This window comes from Streptomyces sp. NPDC042346, from assembly GCF_055581845.1.
The window spans coordinates 76,886-96,928 of sequence record NZ_JBVJEH010000014.1 but is presented as its reverse complement, the minus strand read 5'-3'; the positions used below and the strand labels follow the sequence as shown (position 1 = coordinate 96,928).

15 protein-coding genes are annotated in these 20,043 nt (G+C 71.1%); 6 read left to right on the top strand and 9 right to left on the bottom strand.

What is annotated here, in order from left to right; all coding sequences use genetic code 11:
* The first annotated feature begins 30 nt into the window (after positions 1 to 30).
* Positions 31 to 675 (top strand): RNA polymerase sigma factor, encoded by a 645-nt coding sequence (locus ACZ6K0_RS39200; RefSeq protein ID WP_376413531.1) that lies wholly within the window; start codon positions 31 to 33, stop codon positions 673 to 675.
* Positions 672 to 1,766 (top strand): CU044_5270 family protein, encoded by a 1,095-nt coding sequence (locus ACZ6K0_RS39195; RefSeq protein WP_376413533.1) that lies wholly within the window; start codon positions 672 to 674, stop codon positions 1,764 to 1,766. Before ACZ6K0_RS39200 ends, ACZ6K0_RS39195 begins: the two co-directional genes overlap by 4 nt.
* On the opposite strand, the gene ACZ6K0_RS39190 is transcribed toward ACZ6K0_RS39195, so the two are convergent.
* Entirely contained in the window at positions 1,756 to 2,649 is an 894-nt protein-coding gene (locus tag ACZ6K0_RS39190) for a glycerophosphodiester phosphodiesterase (RefSeq protein WP_376413535.1), read from the bottom strand. The two genes, ACZ6K0_RS39195 and ACZ6K0_RS39190, sit on opposite strands and share 11 nt — an antisense overlap.
* Before the next feature lie 108 nt (positions 2,650 to 2,757).
* Positions 2,758 to 3,471: a TioE family transcriptional regulator gene (locus ACZ6K0_RS39185; protein ID WP_376413537.1), complete on the bottom strand. Its 714-nt coding sequence runs from the start codon at positions 3,469 to 3,471 to the stop codon at positions 2,758 to 2,760.
* A 57-nt stretch (positions 3,472 to 3,528) separates the two neighbouring features.
* Here ACZ6K0_RS39185 and ACZ6K0_RS39180 point away from each other — a divergent pair, with 57 nt between their 5' ends.
* Positions 3,529 to 4,734, top strand: coding sequence for an erythromycin esterase family protein (locus ACZ6K0_RS39180; RefSeq protein WP_469234805.1), 1,206 nt, complete (start codon positions 3,529 to 3,531; stop codon positions 4,732 to 4,734).
* Positions 4,735 to 4,739: 5 nt separating this feature from the next.
* Here ACZ6K0_RS39180 and ACZ6K0_RS39175 read toward each other — a convergent pair whose 3' ends face one another.
* The 5 genes from ACZ6K0_RS39175 to ACZ6K0_RS39155 form a co-directional block, all read right to left on the bottom strand.
* Positions 4,740 to 5,051, bottom strand: a complete 312-nt coding sequence (locus ACZ6K0_RS39175) for a hypothetical protein (protein WP_376413541.1) — start codon at positions 5,049 to 5,051, stop codon at positions 4,740 to 4,742.
* Between the two features lie 165 nt (positions 5,052 to 5,216).
* Positions 5,217 to 6,659, bottom strand: a complete 1,443-nt coding sequence (locus ACZ6K0_RS39170) for a GH1 family beta-glucosidase (RefSeq protein WP_469234803.1) — start codon at positions 6,657 to 6,659, stop codon at positions 5,217 to 5,219.
* A gap of 71 nt (positions 6,660 to 6,730) precedes the next feature.
* On the bottom strand, positions 6,731 to 7,615 hold the full coding sequence (locus tag ACZ6K0_RS39165) for a carbohydrate ABC transporter permease (RefSeq protein ID WP_469234801.1): 885 nt from the start codon (positions 7,613 to 7,615) through the stop codon (positions 6,731 to 6,733).
* A 4-nt stretch (positions 7,616 to 7,619) separates the two neighbouring features.
* Positions 7,620 to 8,624 (bottom strand): carbohydrate ABC transporter permease, encoded by a 1,005-nt coding sequence (locus ACZ6K0_RS39160; protein ID WP_469234799.1) that lies wholly within the window; start codon positions 8,622 to 8,624, stop codon positions 7,620 to 7,622.
* 93 nt (positions 8,625 to 8,717) lie between these two features.
* Complete coding sequence (locus ACZ6K0_RS39155; RefSeq protein ID WP_469234797.1) at positions 8,718 to 10,064, bottom strand: ABC transporter substrate-binding protein; 1,347 nt, start codon at positions 10,062 to 10,064, stop codon at positions 8,718 to 8,720.
* Positions 10,065 to 10,422: 358 nt separating this feature from the next.
* On the opposite strand from ACZ6K0_RS39155, the gene ACZ6K0_RS39150 reads away from it, so the two are divergent.
* Complete coding sequence (locus ACZ6K0_RS39150) at positions 10,423 to 11,481, top strand: LacI family DNA-binding transcriptional regulator (RefSeq protein WP_376410227.1); 1,059 nt, start codon at positions 10,423 to 10,425, stop codon at positions 11,479 to 11,481.
* A 135-nt stretch (positions 11,482 to 11,616) separates the two neighbouring features.
* Here the strand turns inward: ACZ6K0_RS39150 and ACZ6K0_RS39145 are convergent, their stop codons facing one another.
* Both ACZ6K0_RS39145 and ACZ6K0_RS39140 read right to left on the bottom strand, forming a co-directional pair.
* On the bottom strand, positions 11,617 to 13,395 hold the full coding sequence (locus ACZ6K0_RS39145; protein WP_469234795.1) for a glycoside hydrolase family 6 protein: 1,779 nt from the start codon (positions 13,393 to 13,395) through the stop codon (positions 11,617 to 11,619).
* 81 nt (positions 13,396 to 13,476) lie between these two features.
* Positions 13,477 to 15,072: a cellulase family glycosylhydrolase gene (locus ACZ6K0_RS39140; RefSeq protein ID WP_469234793.1), complete on the bottom strand. Its 1,596-nt coding sequence runs from the start codon at positions 15,070 to 15,072 to the stop codon at positions 13,477 to 13,479.
* A gap of 274 nt (positions 15,073 to 15,346) precedes the next feature.
* Between ACZ6K0_RS39140 and ACZ6K0_RS39135 the strand changes: the two genes are divergently transcribed.
* Both ACZ6K0_RS39135 and arfA read left to right on the top strand, forming a co-directional pair.
* Positions 15,347 to 18,250: a glycoside hydrolase family 48 protein gene (locus tag ACZ6K0_RS39135; RefSeq protein ID WP_469234791.1), complete on the top strand. Its 2,904-nt coding sequence runs from the start codon at positions 15,347 to 15,349 to the stop codon at positions 18,248 to 18,250.
* Positions 18,251 to 18,466: 216 nt separating this feature from the next.
* On the top strand, positions 18,467 to 19,981 hold the full coding sequence (gene arfA, locus ACZ6K0_RS39130) for an arabinosylfuranosidase ArfA (RefSeq protein WP_469234789.1): 1,515 nt from the start codon (positions 18,467 to 18,469) through the stop codon (positions 19,979 to 19,981).
* Positions 19,982 to 20,043: the final 62 nt, after the last annotated feature.

The window sequence follows — 20,043 nt, the reverse complement described above, 5'->3', positions numbered from 1 at the left end:
CCCGCCCCGTGAGCCGGACAGACGACAGTCGTGAACACCGACACACGCGCACGCATCAGGGCCGGGGACCCCTCGGCCTTCGCCGAACTCTTCGACTCCCATGCCCGGAGCGTCTACAACCACGCCTTCCGGCTGACCGGTGACTGGTCGGTCGCCGAGGACGTGATGGCCGCGACCTATCTGGAGGCCTGGCGGCTGCGGCAGAAGGTCGACCCCGACGGGGGATCGCTCCGGCCCTGGCTCCTGGGCGTCGCCACCAACGTCGCCCGCAACCACTGCCGCGGCAACCGGCGGTACCGGGCGGCGGCCTCCGCGTACGCCGCGGCGGGCGCCGCCGGGGCCGCGATGCCCGACCACGCCTCCGAGGTCGCGGGCCGGATCGACGACCGGCGCCGCATCGCGGCCACGCTCCGGGCCCTCGGCACGCTCCGCCGCCCCGAACGCGAAGTCCTCGTGCTCTGCCTCTGGGAGGGCCTCGCCTACACCGAGGTCGCCGCCGCCCTGGGCGTCCCCGTCGGCACCGTCCGCTCCCGGCTCTCCCGCGCCCGCGCCAAGCTCCGTACCGGAGCCGAGGAAGAACTCGCCCGGGAAATCCGGGAACCCGCTCCTCGCATCCGACAGACAACAGGTGATCGCACGAACGCGGTCCGGCCCGCACAGGAGGGAATCCGATGAACCCCGACCCGACCGACCCCCGCACGGCACCCCGGCACGAGGCCGGTGACCTCCCGCCCATCGAGGAGCGCGAGCTTCCTCCGGGCCGTCACCAGTTCCACAAGGAGCGCCTGATGAGCCAGATCCACGACGACCGACGCACCACCGCCGAAGCACAGGCCGCACGCACCGCGCGCCCCCCGCGCGAGCGCAACCCCTTCCTGCGGAAGGCGATCCTCCTCCCTGCCGTGACCGCGCTCGCGGGCGCCCTCGCGGTCGGTGTCCTCGTCCTCACCCCCGGCGGCACCCCCGGCGCCGGGGACGACCGCGCCACCGGCCCCGCCCTCACCACCCGGATCGGCGCCGTCGACCCGCAGGGCGCACCCCGGCTCCTGGACCGCATCTCGCTGGCCGCCGCCGAGGTCGACGCCCCGACCGGACACGCCGGACAGTACGTCTACATCGAGACCCGGTCCGCGAACACGTACGTGCGGACCGACCACGGAGAGAGCACCCTCGTCAGCGAGCCCCTCCACACCCGGAAGTCCTGGCGGTCCCCCGACGGCCGCGAGGGCTGGCTGATCGAACCGGGCACCACCGGCCCCGAGGGCATCACGCTCGCCGGACCCGACGAGACCGGCAACGCCCCGAAGCCGCACCTCGGCGCGCCCACGCACGACTACCTCGCCGCGCTGCCCACCGACCCCGACGCGCTGCTGAAGAAGATCTACAAGGAGACCGCGGGCCAGGGCAGCGGTCCTGACCAGCAGGCCTTCACCGCCATCGGCGACCTCCTCGTCGAGAGCTGGCCGTCGCCCAAGCTGACCGCCGCCCTCTACCGCGCCGCCGCGAAGATCCCCGGTGTCGTCACCGTCGACAGCGCCACCGACGCCGCCGGCCGCAAGGGCGTCGCGGTCGCGCGGCTCGACGAGAGCAGCGGCGTGCGCACGGAATGGATCTTCGACAGCAAGACCCTGACCTTCCTGGGGGAGCGCACGGTCCAGGTCGAGGGCGAGGGAGGCGAGGGCGGACTGATCAAGCCCGGGACCGTCATCTTCACCAACGCGGTGATGACCAGGGCCTTCGTCGACGACATGAAGGTCACCCCGTAGGGGTCCGACCGGCGATCCATCCGGTGAGCTCGGCCGGCCGGTTGGTGATGATCCCGTCCACACCGAGGGCGTCCAGCGCCTTCCAGCGGGCGGGACTGTCGACCGTCCAGACGTTCACGGCCACGCCCGCGGCGTGCAGTTCACCGACCACCTGGGGGCGGGTGGCGAGCGCGGTGTCCGAGATATTGTACGCCGTGAGGCCCAGCTCCTGGGCGAGCGCGACCGGGTCCGCGTCGAGGGTGGAGCGCAGCAGCCCGACGGGCAGCTCGGGCGCGAGGTCGCGGGTGTGCTTGAGCGACGGGATGTCGAAGCTCTGGACGAAGACCCGGCTGCTCATGGACTGCTCCCGGACGTCCTGGACGATCCGGGCGACCTCGGCGTGGCTGTGGCGGCCCTTGATCTCCAGGAGCAGGTTCCCGCCGCGCTCGCGCAGGTCCGCCAACTGGGCGGCGAGCGTCGGGATCCGGGCCCCGGCGTAGGCGGGCGCGAACCACGAGCCGGCGTCCAGCGCGTCGAGGCGATCGGCGGTGAGGGAGCGGATCGGGCCCGTCCCGTCGGTCGTCCGGTCGACGGTCGTGTCGTGCAGGATGTACGGCACGCCGTCCTGGCTGGGCTGGACGTCGTTCTCGATCCACTTCGCCCCGCCCCGCCGGGCGACCTCGTCGGAGACCAGCGTGTTCTCGGGGGCGGCGGAGGACGCGCCCCGGTGGGCGATGACGGTCGGGGCCGCCCCGGGCGCCGACTTCCCCGCGGAATCGCCGACCGGCTCGGCGAAGAGGGCGGAGGGAGCGGCCAGCACCAGAACGGCGGCGAGCGCCGTCGAACCGTAGGTGACGCGCCCGGGGCGCAGGGACCGGGGCGCGGTCGTTCGTCCGTCGTTCATGAACGCACAGCTTAGGTACGGAGAGTGACGCCGAGGAAACCACACACCGGACCGCGCCCGACGAATCGGCGACACCGATCTCCGGCACCGCTCACCGACCCCCGGCGCTCACGCGCGCTCGCGCAGGTACGCCTCCAGCTCCGCGGCCCCGGCCAGCATCGCCCGCCCGCGGGCGGACAACCGGCCGTGCCAGTCGCCCAGCGCGGCCTCCAGCGGCTCCAACCCGCCGGCCGCCCGCACCTGGGCGATCACCGGGGCGATCCGCTCCAGCGGATAGCCCCCGCGCCTGAGTTGGTGGGCCAGCCGGGCGTCCCGTACATCGGCCTCGTCGTACACGCGGTACCCGGTCAGCGGGTCGCGGCGCGGGTGCACGACCCCGGCGCGCTCCCAGGCGCGCAGCGTCGCGGGCCGGATGCCGAGCTTCCCCGCCAGCGGCCCGATGAACAGGCCGCCGGACACGGGGGCCGGGGCGGGGTCCAGGTCGCGCAGAGCGTCCTCCACCGCCCGCAGGGTCCGCCGGTCGTCCAAGAGCTGGACGTGACTCTCGTCGATCAGGCGGAACGCCTCGTCGACCGCGCCCCGGTTCACGGCCCGCAGGATCGCCGTCGCCGTCGCGTGACCGTGACCGGGCACCAGCGCGAGGAACGCGCGCAGGGCCACCGCGTGCACCGAGGTGTAGGTGCGGTAGCCGTGGGCCGTGCGGTCGGCGGCCGGAAGGATGCCGGCCTCCTCGTAGTTCCTGACCGCCTGCGTGGACAGACCGTGCCCGCGCGCCAGATCGATCGGCCTGAGCCGCTCACCGCTTTGAAGCTTTCTCCCCATGTCAGGGACGATATCCGGGAAAAGTCTCAACCGAGTGTTCAACGATAGCGTTGAGGCATGGCGACCGATATCAAGGACACCGTCCATGCCGTCGAGGCTGCCGCCGTCATGCGGCTGCTCCCGACCAGGCCCCGACTGCTCGCCCTGGGCGAGCCCACCCACGGCGAGGACGCTCTGCTCGACGTGCGCAACGACCTCTTCCGGCAGCTCGTCGAGCAGGAGGGCTACCGGACGATCGCGATCGAGAGCGACTGCCTGAAGGGCCTGGTCGTGGACGACCACGTCACCTCGGGCACGGGCACCCTCGACGAGGTCATGGAGCACGGATTCAGCCACGGCTGGGGCGCCTCCGCCGCCAACCGCGAGCTCGTGCGCTGGATGCGCGCCCACAACGACGGCCGGCCCGCGTCGGAGCGGGTCCGCTTCGCCGGAATCGACGGCCCGCTGGAGACCGCCGCCCCCGCGAGCCCCCGGCAGGCCCTCACCGCACTCCACGACTACCTCGCGGCCCACGTGGACGCGGACCTCTTCCCCTGCACGGCGGACACCCTCGACCGCCTGCTCGGCGCCGACGGCCGGTGGACCGAACCCGCCGCCATGATGGACCCGTCCCGGTCCATCGGGCAGTCGGCCGACGCCCGTGAGCTGCGGCTGCTCGCCGACGACCTGGTGACCCTCCTTGACGCGCAGCGACCTCTCCTGCGCGCCGCGACCTCGCGGGAGGAATGGGACCGCGCGTGCCTCTCCGGCCGCACCGTCACCGGCCTGCTGCGCTACCACCACTGGATGGCCGACACCTCACCGGGCCGCCTGAACCGGCTGGTGGGCCTGCGGGACCGGATGATGGCCGAGAACCTCCTCGCCGTCACCGCACGCGGCCCGGTACTCGTGCACGCTCACAACGCCCATCTCCAGCGGGAGAAGAGCTCGATGCGGATGGCCGGGATGCGGCTGGAATGGTGGAGCGCCGGAGCACTGGTGAGCGCCGAACTCGGCGAGGAGTACGCCTTCGTGGCCACGGCCCTCGGCACCATCCGGCACCAGGGCGTGGACACGCCGCCGCCGGACACCCTCGAAGGACTCCTGTACGCACTCCCCGAGGACCGCTGCGTCGTCGACGCCCGACGGCTGGCCGCCGCCTTCGGCGACACCCGCCCCGCACCCCGCGTGTCCCCCTGGTTCGGCTACGCCCCGTTCGTCCCGGACCACCTCGCGGACAGCGACGGGCTCGTCTTCGTCAAGGACATGCCGGACAGGGGCTGACCGGTTCACGGCACCGGCCGGGCGAAACCGATTCCGTAGCGCCGCTCCAACTCGTGGATGCGGGGGATCACCGTCCGTCGCAGCGCGAGCAGCTCGTCCCGGTGCGATGCCTGAAAGGCGGTGCGGCGACCGATGAGCAACGGCTCGCGTACCGCCTCCACCGGCGCCATGCACGCGGAGTAGGCGTAGAGGTCCTTGAACTGCCGGGTGACTGCCTGGGCGTCCTTCGGACCCGGTGCGGAGGACCCGCAGGCCGTCAGGCCGGTCGACACGACGACCGTTCTCAGGACCGCGGCGATGATCCGCCTCTTCTTCACGGCACCTCACGTCCGTGGCTGCCGGGCCGAGTCGAAGTCTTGCCGGGAGGAGGCGAGTTGGATCTGTCCTGCCCCTCTGTCGGGATGCCTCCGGGACGAACGGGATGCCCAGGGACGGCGACAGGCCGTGCCGGTGGTCCGGCACGGCCTGGTCGGGGTTGCGTCTCAGTCGCTGTACGGGAGGTGCAGCTCGCCCGAGCGCGCCACCCGCGCGTACCAGCGGGCACTGGACTTCGGGGTGCGCTCCAGGGTGTCGTAGTCCACCCGCACCGCGCCGAACCGCTTCGCGTAGCCGTACGCCCACTCGAAGTTGTCGAGCAGCGACCAGAGGAAGTAGCCGCGCACGTCCACCCCGTCCGCGAGCGCGCGGTGCACGGCCTCCAGGTGCGCGTGCACGTAGGCGGCGCGCTCCGGGTCGTGCACCGTGCCGTCCGCGGCGACCTCGTCCTCGTACGCGGCGCCGTTCTCGCTGATCACCAGCGGAAGGTCCGGGTACGCGGCGGAGACCCGGCGCAGCAGGTCGTACAGCGCGCTCGCGTCGACCGGCCAGCCCATCGCCGTCCGCTCCCCGGGCGCGCGGTGGAAGGCGACGGAGTCCGCGCCGGGCCACGGCGAGTGCTCGCTGTTGCCGTGGCCGTCGTCCTGCGGCTTCTCCGCACCCTCCGGTACCTGCGAAACCACCGTCGGCGTGTAGTAGTTGACGGCCAGGAGGTCCAGCGGCTGCCGCGCCGTCGCCGTGTCGCCGTCCCGGACGAAGGACCAGTCGGTGAGGTGCGCGGTGTCGGCGAGCAGGTCCTCGGGATAGGCGCCGTCCAGCATGGGGCCCAGCCAGATCCGGTTGCCGACGGCGTCGATGCGGCGGGCCGCGTCCCGGTCCTCGGCCGACTCGGTCAGCGGGCGCACCTCGTGGAGGTTGAGGGAGACCGCGATCTGCCGGTCGGCCGGGAGGGCGGACCGCAGGGCCTGGACGGCGAGGCCGTGCCCCAGGTTCAGGTGATGGGCGGCGCGCAGGGAGTCGACCGGGTCGGTGCGGCCGGGGGCGTGGACCCCGGAGCCGTACCCCAGGAAGGCGCTGCACCAGGGCTCGTTGAGCGTGGTCCACCGGGTGACCCGGTCGCCGAGGGCGTCGGCGACGATCCCCGCGTACTCGGCGAACCGCTCCGCGGTCGCCCGCTCCGGCCAGCCGCCGGCGTCCTCCAACTCCTGGGGCAGGTCCCAGTGGTAGAGCGTCAGGGCCGGGGCGATCCCGGCGGCGAGCAGCTCGTCGACGAGCCGCCGGTAGAAGTCCAGGCCCTGCTGGACGGCCGGGCCCCGGCCGGTGGGCTGGACGCGGGACCAGGAGACGGAGAACCGGTAGGCGTTCAGGCCCAGTTCGGACATGATGCCGACGTCTTCGCGGAACCGGTGGTAGTGGTCGACGGCCACGTCACCGGTGTGGCCCTCGAAGACCTTGCCGGGGGTGTGCGAGAAGGTGTCCCAGATGGACGGGGTGCGGCCGTCCTCCGCCGCCGCCCCTTCGATCTGGTACGCGGCGGTGGCGGCGCCCCAGAGGAAGTCGGACGGGAACGAGCGGGTGGCGGTGAGCGGCCGGGTTTCGGACGCGGTCATAGGAGAGCGCTCCCAACGCGGGTACGGGGTAGGTACGTTCGGTACGTGCGGTACGGAGAGGGCGTGGCCGGTCAGCTCTTGACGGCGCCGGCCGTGATGCCGCCCACGATGTGCTTGCCGAGGAAGGCGAAGACGAGCAGCAGCGGCACGGTGGATATGAGGGCGCCCGTCAGGACGACGGCGTGGTCCACCGTGTGGTTTCCCGCTCCCAGGCCGGCGAGGGCCACCTGGAGGGTCGGGTTGCCGTCCTGGGTGAGTGCGATGAACGGCCAGAAGAAGTCGTTCCACGCCTGGACGAAGACGAGCATGCCGAGCACGGCCATCGCGGGCCGGGCCACGGGGAAGACCACGTGCCAGATCACCCGGAGGCTGTGCGCCCCGTCCATGCGGGCCGCCTCGACGAGCTCGACGGGCAGGGCCTCGACGAGGAACTGGCGCATGAAGAACACACCGAAGGCGGCGACCAGCGAGGGCAGGACGACCGACTGCAGCTGGTCGAACCAGCCGAGGTCGGTGATGATCTGGTACAGCGGGATGACGCTGAGCTGCGGCGGGATCGTCATCGTGGCGACCACGAGCGAGAGCAGCATGCCGCGCCCCCGGAAGGGCAGCTTGGCGAAGGCGAAGCCGGCGAGCGTGGAGAAGACGACGGTGGACACGGCCACGAGGCCGGCGACGATCGTGGTGTTGACCAGCGCCTCGCCCATGTGGACCTGGTTCCAGGCGAAGCTGAGGTTGTCCAGGAGGCGCGGGCCCGGCAGCAGCGGCGCCGGGGCCTGGACGACGCGCTCGCCGCTGTGGGACGCGGCGACCAGGTTCCAGTACAGCGGGAAGAGCGAGACCACGGCGGCCACGGTCAGCAGGACGTAGGTCAGGGGCCCCGCGTGGTGCTGGCGGCCGGCCGATTGGCGGAAACGGCGCCCGGAAAGGGGCGTCGTGTCGAGAGTGCGGGCCATGGGGTCAGCCTCCCAGCTTCGTGCGGTTGTGACGGGAGACGAGCGCCTGGACACCGCCGACGACCAGCAGGAGCAGCAGCATGATCCAGGCGATGGCGGAGGCCTGGCCCAGCGCGTTGTTCACCCACCCCTTCTCGTACATCAGCAGGCTCAGCGTCTGGAACTGGTTGCCGCTGCCGCCGCTGATGCCGACACTGCCGCCGTAGAGCATCGGCTCGCCGAACAGCTGCGTGGCGCCGATCGTGGAGACGACGACGGTGAAGAGGATCGTCGGCCGGATCGAGGGGATGGTGACGCTGAGGAACTGACGCCACCGCGATGCCCCGTCGAGCGAGGCGGCCTCGTACAGGTCCTGGGGCACGGCCTGCATGGCGGCCAGGTAGATCAGCGCGTTGTAGCCGGTCCAGCGCCAGGTGACGATCACGGAGATCGCGATCTGCGCCGGCCACTTGGACGACTCCCAGTGGACGGGGCCGACGCCGATCCAGTCGAGGACGGTGTTGATCATCCCGTAGTCGGTGTTGAACAGCTGGGCGAAGACCAGCGTCGCCGCCGCGATCGACGTGGCGTACGGGGCGAGGATCGCGATCCGGAAGAAGCCGCGGCCGCGCAGCTTGTAGTTCAGCAGGTGCGCCAGGCCCAGGGCCATGAGCAGCTGGGGGACCGTCGAGATGACCCCGATGGTGAAGGTGTTGCCGAGGGCGTTCCAGAAGAACTCGCTGGTCGCCAGGTCGGTGTAGTTCTCCAGGCCCTTCCACTGCGGTTCACCGCCGAGCTCGACCCGGTTGAGCGAGAGCCAGCCCGTGTAGATCAGCGGGAAGAGGCCGAAGGCGGCGAACGTGAGGAAGAAGGGGGCGATGAAGACGTACGGCGTCGCCTTGATGTCCCAGCGGTAGAGGGTGCTGCGCCAGCTGCCCGAGGCGGAGTGGTGGCTCCGGGGGCCGGTGGAGGAGGGCGGTGCGGCGGGCGGCGGGGAGCCGTCAGGCCTCGCCCGAACGGAGGTGGCCACGGGGGCGTCCTTCCAGGGTCGATGCGTGCGGTGGTGCGGGCGGTGCCGGTCCGCCGCCGCCCGCGGGCGGCGGCGGACCGGCAGGCGCCCCCGCTACTGGTCGATCTTGTCGTCGACCAGCTTCTTGACGTTCTCCCAGGCCTTGGCCGGGTCCGTGCCGCGCTGCTCGATGTCGAGGATGCCGTTGTCGGTGAGGAAGGTCTTCACCTGGCCGTCCCAGCGGCTGATGACGGCGGGCGTGATTCCGGCGGCGGCGGACGAGAAGATCTTGCCGACCGGGGTGTCGCCGAAGTACGGAAGCTTGGCGTCCTGGACGGCCGCGGAGGTGAGCGTGTCCTTGGACGAGGGGATGTTGCCGTTGACCGCGAAGACCTTGGCGTGCTGCTCAGGGGCCGTCAGCCAGGCGGCGAGCTCGGCCGCCTCCTTGGTGTGCTTGCCGGACTTCGGCACGGCGAGGAAGGCGCCGCCCCAGTTGCCGGCGACCGGCGGCGCGGCGATGTCCCACTTGCCCTGGTTGGCGGGTCCGGCCTGGTCCTTGATGATGCCGGTCATCCAGCTGGGGCAGGCGACGGTGGCGAACTTGGAGTTCTTGAAGGCGGCGTTCCAGGTGCCCTTCTCGTCGAACTGGCGGAGCTTGGCGGTGAGTCCGTCCTTGCTCGCCGCGACGGCGGTGTCCCAGGCCTTCTTCACGCCGGGGCTGTTCTCCCAGTCGAGCTTGCCGCTCGCGTTGGCGTACTGGACCGGGTCGCTGGAGATCACGGCGTTGAAGAGGCCGCTCGCCGAGTCGTGGAAGGCGGTGCCGGCGGGAGCGCTCTTCTTGTACGTGTTCCCGGTCTCGATGAACTTGGCCCAGTCGCCGGCCCACAGCTTGGCGACGGCCTCGCGCTCGGTCGGCAGCTTGGCCTTGGCGAAGAGGTCCTTGTTGTAGCAGATGGCCATGGGACCGATGTCGGTGCCGAGGCCGATGACGCTGCCGCTCGCCGTCGTCGCCTGCTTGACCTTCCAGTCGAGGAAGGCACCGATGTCCGCGCCGCCCTCCTTGCTCAGGTCGACCCACTTGTCCGCCATGGTCTCGCCGGTCGCCTCGGCGATGTAGCCGACCTCGACGGCCTGGATGTCGGCGAGACCGTTGTTCTGGGCGAGGCGCAGCTTCAGCGTGTCCCAGTACTTCTGGCCGTCGGAGACGTTCGTCTCCTCGATCTTGATGTTCGGGTGGGACTTCTCGTACTCGGCGTAGAGCTTGGCGCCGGTCTTGTCGTCGTACCCGAAGGAACCGAAGGTCCCGACCCGCAGGGTGATCGTGCCGCCGCCCTGGGCGTCGCCGCCGCCGTTGTCGTCGCTGTCGCTGCCGCAACCGGTGAGCAGGGTCGTACCGGTCACGACGACGGCGACCGTCGCGATCGCCGCCCGGCGTCCGCGTCTGCTGCTGGAAGTGCGCATTCCACTCTCCTCGTCCAAGGTGGTGCTCGTTGTGCGCCGAGAGGTCCGGCCGGCTGATCGCGGCTCGGCGGCTGCCCGCCAGGACCTGATGCAGGCTGTGTGCGCTCTGATGGGAGCGCTCCCACGTCGTTGCCGGAAGGTTGCTGCCTGGCGGGTGCGGGTGTCAAGAGATGAACGCGGATTCGTTACCGGAAGGTTTTCCGGGGGTTTCGCCGGGGCCTTGCGGGGGTGGGGCCGTCATCTCCTGAACGCACGCTCGTGGCGTGAAGGGATGCGCGTGGACTAGTGTGGGAGCGCTCCCATCCCTGTCGTGGCATGAGTGAGCAGCACGTTGTCCTACGAGGGGAGTTCGGCGGTTGTGAACGGACGGCAGAGCGGCAGACCGACCCTGGAGCAGGTCGCGGCCAGGGCCGGGGTCGGCCGGGGAACGGTCTCCCGGGTGATCAACGGCTCTCCCCGGGTGAGCGAACAGACCAGAACGGCCGTCGCCAGAGCCGTCGCCGAACTCGGCTACGTCCCCAACCAGGCCGCCCGCGCCCTCGCCGGCAGCCGCACCGACGCCATCGCGCTCGTCATCCCCGAAGTCGAGGCCCGGCTCTTCGCGGAGCCGTACTTCCTCGACCTCATCCGCGGCGTCAGCGCCGAACTGGCCGACGCCGACAAACAGTTGCTGCTCACCCTGGTCCGCAGCGAGCAGGAGCGGCAGCGCTTCGAGCAGTACCTCGCCGCCCAGCGCGTCGACGGGGTGCTGCTCGCCTCGGTCCACGGCGACGACCCGCTGCCCGACCGGATCCGCGAGCTGGGCCTCCCGGTCGTCATGAACGGGCGCCGCTCGGAGGCCGAGCCCGTGCCGTACGTCGACTCCGACAACATCGGCGCCGGGCGCGCGGCCGTCGCGCACCTCGTGGGGGGAGGCCGGAACCGTATCGCGACCGTCACCGGGCCGCTCGACATGTACGTGGCCCGCGCCCGGCTCGGCGGCTACCGCGCCGGGCTCGCCGAGGCCGGCCACGCCCCGGACGAGGCCCTCGTCTCCGCGGGCGACTTCACCGAGGAGGGCGGCCGGCGGGCCATGCGGCTGCTGCTCGACCGCAGGCCGGACCTGGACGCCGTCTTCGTCGCCTCCGACGTGATGGCGGCCGGGGCGCGCGGGGTACTGCGGGAGGCGGGCCGCCGGGTCCCGGAGGACGTGGCGCTCGTGGGGGTGGACGACTCGGCGGTGGCCCGGCTGATGGACCCGCCGCTGACGAGCGTGCGGCAGCCGATCGAGGAGATGGGGCGCACGATGGCGCGGATGCTGATCGAGGAGATCCAGGAGATCCATGGGATCCAGGGCATCCAGGGGACGGCGGCGGCGCCGGAGGAGCCGCGGCGGCACGTCCTGCCGACGGAGCTGATCGTGCGCGAGTCCTGCTGATCTCCGGCTGCGGGGAGGGCTCGCGGGTACGGGAAAGGCTCCTGCGGCCGGCCGGGACCCTGGGGGTCCGGGCCGGCCGCAGGCCTCATGCGAGGCGTCTCGCGAGGTCTCTCACGAGGTGTCTCGCGAGGGGTGTTACAGCGCCGGGTAGGCGTTCTTCAGGAGCTCCTGGAACTGGGCCGAGAACCACTGGCCCGAGATCGGCGCGTCCGGCAGCGCGCCCGACATGCTGTTCCCGTTCCGGGCGTTGCCCGTGTAGGTCGGGTCGCACATCCGGTCGAAGCCCTTGCCCTCGTTGTTCGGGATCTCCTTGCTGGCGCCGTCGGACTCGCCCGGGGGCTTCATCCAGACGTACGCGTCGATGCCCGCGGCGGGCGCCGCCTGGGGCCGCTCGCCGAGTCCCGCGCCGGCCTGGTTGCACCAGTTGCCGAGGTGGATGCGACGGTCGTAGCGGCCGCCGTTGACGTACGTGTCGACGCTGGTCGTCGCGCCCGGGGCGGTGGGCCGTGCGGTGCCGCCCCAGCCGTTGCGGGAGGTGTCGATCAGCATGCCGAGGTTGCTGTCGAAGCCGATCGAGACCAGCTTGGCGCGCATCGCCTGGGCGTAGGACAGCTCGTCGGTGTAGCGGTTCCAGTCGACCCACTTCGACTGGCGCACGGAGGTGCCGTTGACGCTGTCGTTGATGGTGAAGTGGTCCTCCTTCAGGGCGCTGTAGTTGGCGGTGTTGACGATGAAGCCGTGCACCTTGGAGACCGTGGAGCCCTCGGCCGTGGCGGCCTGCTTGAACAGCTCGGCGGAGGGGCCGAAGTTGTCGTCCCAGCCCAGCCAGCCGTGGTGACCGGCGTCGATGTAGTTGTAGACGTTGCCGATCGAGCCCAGCTTGTTGAGGGCGTAGCCGACACCGGTGATGTAGTTGCCGTTCGCCTTCATGACGTCGCAGTTGGGCGTGGCCGTCGGGCGCCCGGAGACGTTGGTGACCAGGTTGGGCAGCGAGTCGATCTCGACCGTGGTGACGATCCGCAGGCCCGCGTACTTCGCGTCGCCGAGGATCGCGGCGATCGGGTCGATGTACTCGGTCTTGTAGCGGTTGATCTCCGTCGGGCCCAGCTCGCCGTTGGAGGCGAGTGCGGCACAGTCGCGGCCGGGCAGGTTGTAGATGACCAGCTGGACGACGAGCTCGCCGGAGCCCTTCTGCTCCAGGGCCTTGTCGAGGTGGGCGCGCAGGCCCATCGAGGTCGCGGAGCCGTTGACGGCGGCGATGCGGTCCAGCCAGACGCCGGTGGGCTGGTTCGAGATCCTGGTGCCGCCCGGCTCGGCCGCGGCCTTCGCCGCCCACTCGGGGTTCACGTACACCTTGGCGCCGGCGTACGGGTTGTCGGCCTTGGTCCCGGCCGGCGGCGTGGTGGGAGGTGTGGTCGGCGGAGTGGTCGGGGGAGTCGTGGGCGGGGTGGTCGGCGGCGTCGTGGGAGGCGTCGTCGGCTCGGTGGCGCCGTTGCAGACGACGCCGTTCAGCTTGAAGGTGGCCGGTACGGCGTTCGTGCCGCTGTACGAGCCGTTGAAGCCGAAGGAGGTCGAACCGCCCGTGGTGAGCGTCCCGTTGTAGGAGAGGTTCTTGGCGGTGACGGCGGCACCGGACTGGGTGATGGTGGCGTTCCAGCCCTGCGTGACCTGCTGGTTGCCGGCGTAGGACCATTCGAGGGTCCAGGAGGCCACCGGGTCACCGGTGTTGGTGACCGTCACGTTGGTGCCGAAGCCGGTGCTCCACTGGTTGGTGATCTGGTAGTCGACCTTGCAGCCCGGGGCGGCGGCGCCGGCGGTGGCGGTGCCGAGGACGGTGGCGGTCGCGCCGGTGGCCGTGATGAGGCCGAGGGCCGCCAGGAGGGCGGTACGACTGGTGCTTCTGGTGCGGCTCATGCGGGTGTGGATTCCTTTCGGAGATCTTTCAGGGATCGTTCAGGGATCTTTGAGGGGGCTTTCAAGGGGTTTCAGGGGTTTTCAGGGAGTGAGGGTGCGCAGGTGGTCGCGCAGCCCGATGCCGAATGCGGTGGGGGTGCCGTCGTACGAAGTGATCAGCGCGGGACCGGAGTTGCAGTTCCAGGTGTTCCAGGTCCAGCCCAGGTACGAGAGGCCGCGGTCGTCGAACCACTTCATGACGCGGTCGATGAACGCGTGTCCGCAGGTGTTCTCACCGATCTCGCCCGCGAGGAGGGGAACCTCGGCGGCCACCGGGGCGAGGGTGTTGTTCCAGCACGTCTCGTCGGCGCAGGTGTTGAAGTTGTAGACGTGCCAGGCGGCGGCCAGATTGCCCGCCGGGTCCGTGGGGCGGTACGTGAGCCACTGGCTCAGGTCGTTGGAGTACGCGATGCCCGGGACGAGAACGAGGTTCTTCGCTCCCGTGGCGCGGACCGCGTCCACCAGGTCCTGCATGCCGGCGACCTCGTAGCCGATGCCGGGGCAGGTGCCGCCGTCGCGCCAGCAGGACCAGGCCTGCGTCGCGGTGGAGGTCGCCCGGTCCGGGTAGGGCTCGTTGAACAGGTCGAAGACGACCCGCTTGTCGTTCTTGAAGGTGTTCGCCACCGAGGTCCAGAACGCCGGGGTGTACTGGGCGCCGGGCATCGGCTTCTGGCAGGAGGCGTGCACGTCGGAGCAGCCGGCCGAGTTGCCCGTGTACTGGCCGTGTGTCCAGTGCAGTTCGACGACCGGGGTCATGCCGTGGGCGAGGACCTTGGCGACCAGGTCCTTGACCGCGTTGACGTAATTCGTGCCCCGGTACTCGGGCTTGATGTTGTCCAGGCCGAGCCAGCACTCCTCGTTGAGGGGAATGCGGACCGTGTTGGCCTTCCAGTCGGCGATGGCCTGGACCGAGGCGTCGTCGACGGGACCGTCGAAGAAGCCGTAGCCCTGGACGCACATGAACTCGCCGCCGGAGCGGTTGACGCCGAGGAGACGGCGGACCGCGCCGTTCTGGTCGGTGAACTTGTTGCCGGTCACGCTCAGTTGGGGCGCGCCGGTGACCGGGGTCGGCGGTGGCGAGGTCGGGGGAGTGGTCGGCGGGGTGGTCGGGGGAGTCGTGGGTGGTGTGGTCGGCGGGGTGGTCGGGTCGGTGGGCGTGGGCGTGGGCGTCGGCGTCGTGGTCGTCGGCGTCGGCGTGGGTGTCGGCGTCGGAGGCGCGTCCGTGGTGCAGGGCGTGCCGTTGAGCGTGAAGGCGGTGGGGGCCGTGTTGGCGCCCGTCCAGGAGGCGATGAAGCCGCCCGTCACCTTCGCGCCCGTGCCGAGGGCGGCGTTCCAGCCTTCGTTCACGACCGTGACGGAGGCCCCGGACTGGGACCACTTGCCGCCCCAGCCCTGGCTGACGACCTGGCCGGCCGGGAAGGCGAAGCCGAGGCTCCAACCGTTCAGCGCGGCACTGTTGTTGGTGACGGTGACGGCACCCTGGTAGCCGCCGGCCCACTGGCCGACGACCGAGTACTCCACCGTGCAGACGGGTGCGGCCGCGGCTCCTGAGGCCGCACCCATGAGGGCGAGCGCGGTGCTCGCCGTCGTGAGCGCTGCTCCTGCGAGCAGCGCGGACAGACGTGGGGGATGTCGCATGAGCGAGTCCTCGCAGCGAGGGCACACCTCTGGCGGTGTGCCGACCGGACGGATTCGCTCCCACTGGTCGGGCAGACCGTAGCGTCAACAGCCGCCAAGCAAAAGAGGGGTTGAGTAAATTCCCCGGTCATCTGCCTTCGACTCTTCGCAGACCTTGACGCCGATGCGCCCCAACTGCACAGTGGGAGCGCTCCCACTGGTTCAGGGCTTGTCCCCACAGGCTCATCCGCTCTTCGCATCCCCATCCTCCCGAGCCGCGAGGAGAACCACCCGTATGCCGCGACCACGACCACGCCGGCCGCTGACCGCGCTGGCCGCAGCCCTCTCCCTCCCCCTCGGCCTCACGGCCGTCGGTGCCGTCTCCACCGCCCAGGCCGCGACCGTGCAGTGCAGCGTCGACTACAAGACCAACGACTGGGGTTCGGGCTTCACCGCCGAACTCACGCTCACCAACCGGGCGGCCGAAGCCCTCGACGGCTGGACCCTGACCTACTCCTACGCCGGAGACCAGAAGCTCACCAACGGCTGGAACGGCACCTGGTCCCAGTCCGGCAAGAACGTCACGGTGACCAACGCGTCCTGGAACGGCACGCTCGCCCCGGGCGCCGCCGCCACCACCGGCGGTCAGTTCACCTACAGCGGGACCAACGCCGCCCCGACCGCCTTCGCGGTCAACGGCACCCCCTGCACCGGCGCCCACCAGCCGCCGGTCGCCGTCCTGACCAGCCCGGCCCCGGGCGCCGTCTTCACGGCGGGCGACGCGGTGCCGCTGGCCGCCACGGCCGCCGCGGCGGACGGCGCCACCGTCGGCAAGGTGGAGTTCTACAGCGACACCACCCTCCTCGGTACGGACACCACCGCGCCGTTCGCCGTCAGCGCGGCCGGCCTCGCCGCCGGGTCCCACTCCCTCTACGCCAAGGCCTACGACAGTCTCGGCGCCTCCGCCGAGTCCGCGCCGGTCGGCATCACCGTCGCCGCCGGACCCGCGCTCGTCGCCTCCCCGAGTCAGCTCGGGGTCCGCCAGGGCGCCACCGGCACCTTCGACCTGAAGCTCTCGACCGCCCCCACCGCCAACGTCACGGTGAGCGTCGCCCGCACCTCGGGCAACACCAGCCTCACCGCGACCCCGGCCTCCCTCACCTTCACCCCGGCGAACTGGAACACCGCCCAGAAGGTGACCGTCGCCGCCGCGGCCACCGGCACCGGCTCGGCCGTCTTCACCGCGACCGCCCCCGGCCACGCCAAGGCCGAGGTCACCGTCGCCCAGCTGGCCGCGAACTCCACGTACGACGCCCGCTTCCTCGACCTCCACGGGAAGATCACCAACCCGGCCAACGGCTACTTCTCGCCCGAGGGCATCCCGTACCACTCCGTCGAGACCCTGATCGTCGAGGCCCCCGACCACGGGCACGAGACGACCTCGGAGGCGTACAGCTACCTCATCTGGCTCCAGGCCATGTACGGGAAGATCACCGGGGACTGGACCAAGTTCAACGGAGCCTGGGACACCATGGAGAAATTCATGATCCCCACCCACGCCGACCAGCCCACCGGCTCCTCCTACAACGCCTCGAAGCCGGCGACGTACGCACCCGAGTGGGACCTCCCGTCCCAGTACCCGGCGAAGCTCGACTCCGGCGTCACCTCGGGCTCCGACCCGATCGCCGCCGAGCTCAAGAGCGCCTACGGCACGGACGACGTCTACGGCATGCACTGGATCCAGGACGTCGACAACGTCTACGGCTTCGGCAACGAGCCCGGCAAGTGCTCCGCAGGACCGACGGCGACCGGCCCCTCGTACATCAACACCTTCCAGCGCGGACCGCAGGAGTCCGTCTGGGAGACCGTCACCCACCCCACCTGCGACAACTTCTCCTACGGCGGGAAGAACGGCTACCTCGACCTCTTCACCGGGGACGCCTCCTACGCCAAGCAGTGGAAGTTCACCAACGCCCCCGACGCCGACGCCCGCGCCGTCCAGGCCGCCTACTGGGCCGACCTGTGGGCCAAGCAGCAGGGCAAGGGGGGCCAGGTCACCGCGACCGTCGGCAAGGCCGCCAAGATGGGCGACTACCTGCGGTACGCGATGTTCGACAAGTACTTCAAGAAGGCCGGGAACTGCGTCGGCCCGACCGTCTGCCCGGCCGGCACCGGCAAGGACAGCGCGCACTACCTGATGTCCTGGTACTACGCCTGGGGCGGCGCCACCGACACCTCCGCCGGCTGGTCCTGGCGCATCGGCTCCAGCCACGCCCACGGCGGCTACCAGAATCCGCTGGCCGCGTACGCGCTCAGCGAGTACGCGCCGCTCAAGCCCAAGTCGGCGACGGGTGCGGCGGACTGGGCGACCAGCCTCGACCGGCAGCTGGAGTTCTACCGCTGGCTCCAGTCCGACGAGGGCGCCATCGCCGGCGGTGCCACCAACAGCTGGCAGGGCCGCTACGCCACCCCGCCGGCCGGCACCCCCACCTTCCACGGCCTCTTCTACGACGAGAAGCCCGTCTACCACGACCCCGCGTCCAACCAGTGGTTCGGCTTCCAGGCCTGGTCCATGGAGCGGGTCGCCGAGTACTACCAGCAGACCGGTGACGCCGGGGCGAAGACCGTCCTCGACAAGTGGGTCTCCTGGGCGCTGTCCAAGACCACGGTCAACCCGGACGGCACCTACCGCATCCCCTCCACCCTCCAGTGGTCCGGCGCGCCCGACACCTGGAACGCGGCGAACCCCGGCGCCAACGCCGGGCTGCACGTCACCGTCGCCGACTACACGAACGACGTCGGTGTGGCCGCCGCCTACGCCAAGACCCTCACCTACTACGCGGCCAAGTCCGGCCACACCGAGGCCAAGCGCGTCGCGAAGGCCCTGCTCGACGGCATGTGGGACCACCACCAGGACCCGCTGGGCATCGCCGTCGAGGAGACCCGCGCCGACTACAACCGCTTCGACGACCCCGTGTACGTACCGAGCGGCTGGACCGGCACCATGCCGAACGGCGACGCGGTGAACGGCACGTCCACCTTCGCCTCGATCCGCACCTTCTACCAGGACGACCCGGCCTGGCCGAAGATCGAGGCCTACCTGGCGGGCGGCGCGGCCCCCGTCTTCACCTACCACCGGTTCTGGGCCCAGGCGGACATCGCCCTGGCCATGGGCTCGTACGCGGAGCTGCTCGAGTAACAGCCCGCCCCGCATGGAGACGGCTCCGCGTACGACGAGGCCGGGTGGATCCCGAGAGGGACCCACCCGGCCTTCGGCTGTCCCCGGCCTCAGGGCCTGTCCGGCGGATCATGGCCGGGGCCCCTTCGGTGATCCATTGACGCGCGAAGTCCCGGCTCCTACCTTCTCGTTCGGACACACGACCAGTGGTCGATATTTCGAACGAAAGGGATCCGCGTGTCACTCCCCGAGCACACCGCCCGCTTCACCCTCGACCCCGACTTCACCGTCGCCCCCGTCGACCCCCGCCTCTTCGGCTCCTTCGTCGAGCACCTCGGGCGCTGCGTCTACACCGGCATCCACGAGCCCGGCCACCCGGCCGCCGACGAGGACGGCCTGCGCACCGACGTCCTGGAGCTCGTCCGCGAGCTGGGCGTCACCGCGATCCGCTACCCCGGCGGCAACTTCGTCTCCGGCTACCGCTGGGAGGACGGCGTCGGCCCCGTCGACCGCCGGCCGCGCCGGCTCGACGTGGCCTGGCGGTCCACCGAGACCAACCGCTTCGGCCTGAGCGAGTTCATGACCTTCCTGCGGAAGGCGGGTCCGGAGACCGAGCCGATGATGGCGCTCAACCTCGGCACCCGCGGCATCACCGAGGCCATGGACCTGGTCGAGTACGCCAACCACCCCGGCGGCACCGAGCTGTCCGACCGCCGCGCCGCCCACGGCGACAAGGACCCCTTCGGCATCCGCCTGTGGTGCCTGGGCAACGAGATGGACGGCACCTGGCAGACCGGCCAGAAGACCGCCGAGGAGTACGGCAGGCTCGCCGCCCAGACCGCGCGCGCCCTGCGGAGCATCGACCCGGGCTTCGAACTCGTCGCCTGCGGCAGCTCCGCGCGCGGGCTGCCGACCTTCGCCGCCTGGGAGGCGACGGTCCTCGCGGAGACGTACGAGGTCGTCGACCACGTCTCGCTGCACGCCTACTACGAGGAGGTGGACGGCGACCGCGACTCCTTCCTCGCCTCCGCCGTCGAGATGGAGGCCTTCATCGAGGAGGTCGTCGCGACCTGCGACCACGTCGGCGCCCGGCTGAAGTCCGCGAAGAGGCTGACGCTCTCCTTCGACGAGTGGAACGTCTGGTACCAGCGCCGGCCCAATCCGCACGCGGTGGAGGACTGGCAGGAGGCCCCGCGCCTCCTGGAGGACGTCTACACCGTCACCGACGCCGTCGTCCTCGGCACCCTCCTGATCGCCCTGCTCCGCCACGCCGACCGGGTCGCGGTGGCCTGTCTCGCCCAGCTCGTCAACGTGATCGCCCCGATCATGACCGAGCCGGGTGGTCCCGCCTGGCGCCAGACCACCTTCTTCCCCTTCGCCCAGGCCTCCCGGCACGGCCGCGGCACCGTCCTCGACGTCCGCGTGGACGCGCCCGCACACCCCACGGCGCGGTACGGGGAGGTGCCCCTGCTGCACGCCACGGCCGTTCGCGCCGACGACGGCACGGTGACCGTCTTCGCCGTCAACCGCGACCGGCACGCGCCGCTGCCCCTGGAGGTCACCCTGCGCGGCCTCGGTCTCGACCGGGTCGTCGGGCACAGCGCGCTTGCCGACGCCGACCCCGAGGCCCGCAACACGCTCGACGAACCGGACCGGGTCGTGCCGCACCCGGTGGACGGTTCGACGCTCGACGGCGGGCTGCTGCGGGCGGTCCTGGAGCCGATGTCCTGGAACGTCATCCGGCTGGCCTGACCGGCCCGTTGTTGAATCCTTTCACAAGGTCGCCATCGCGCACGGTTCGAAGCGCTTCGAAA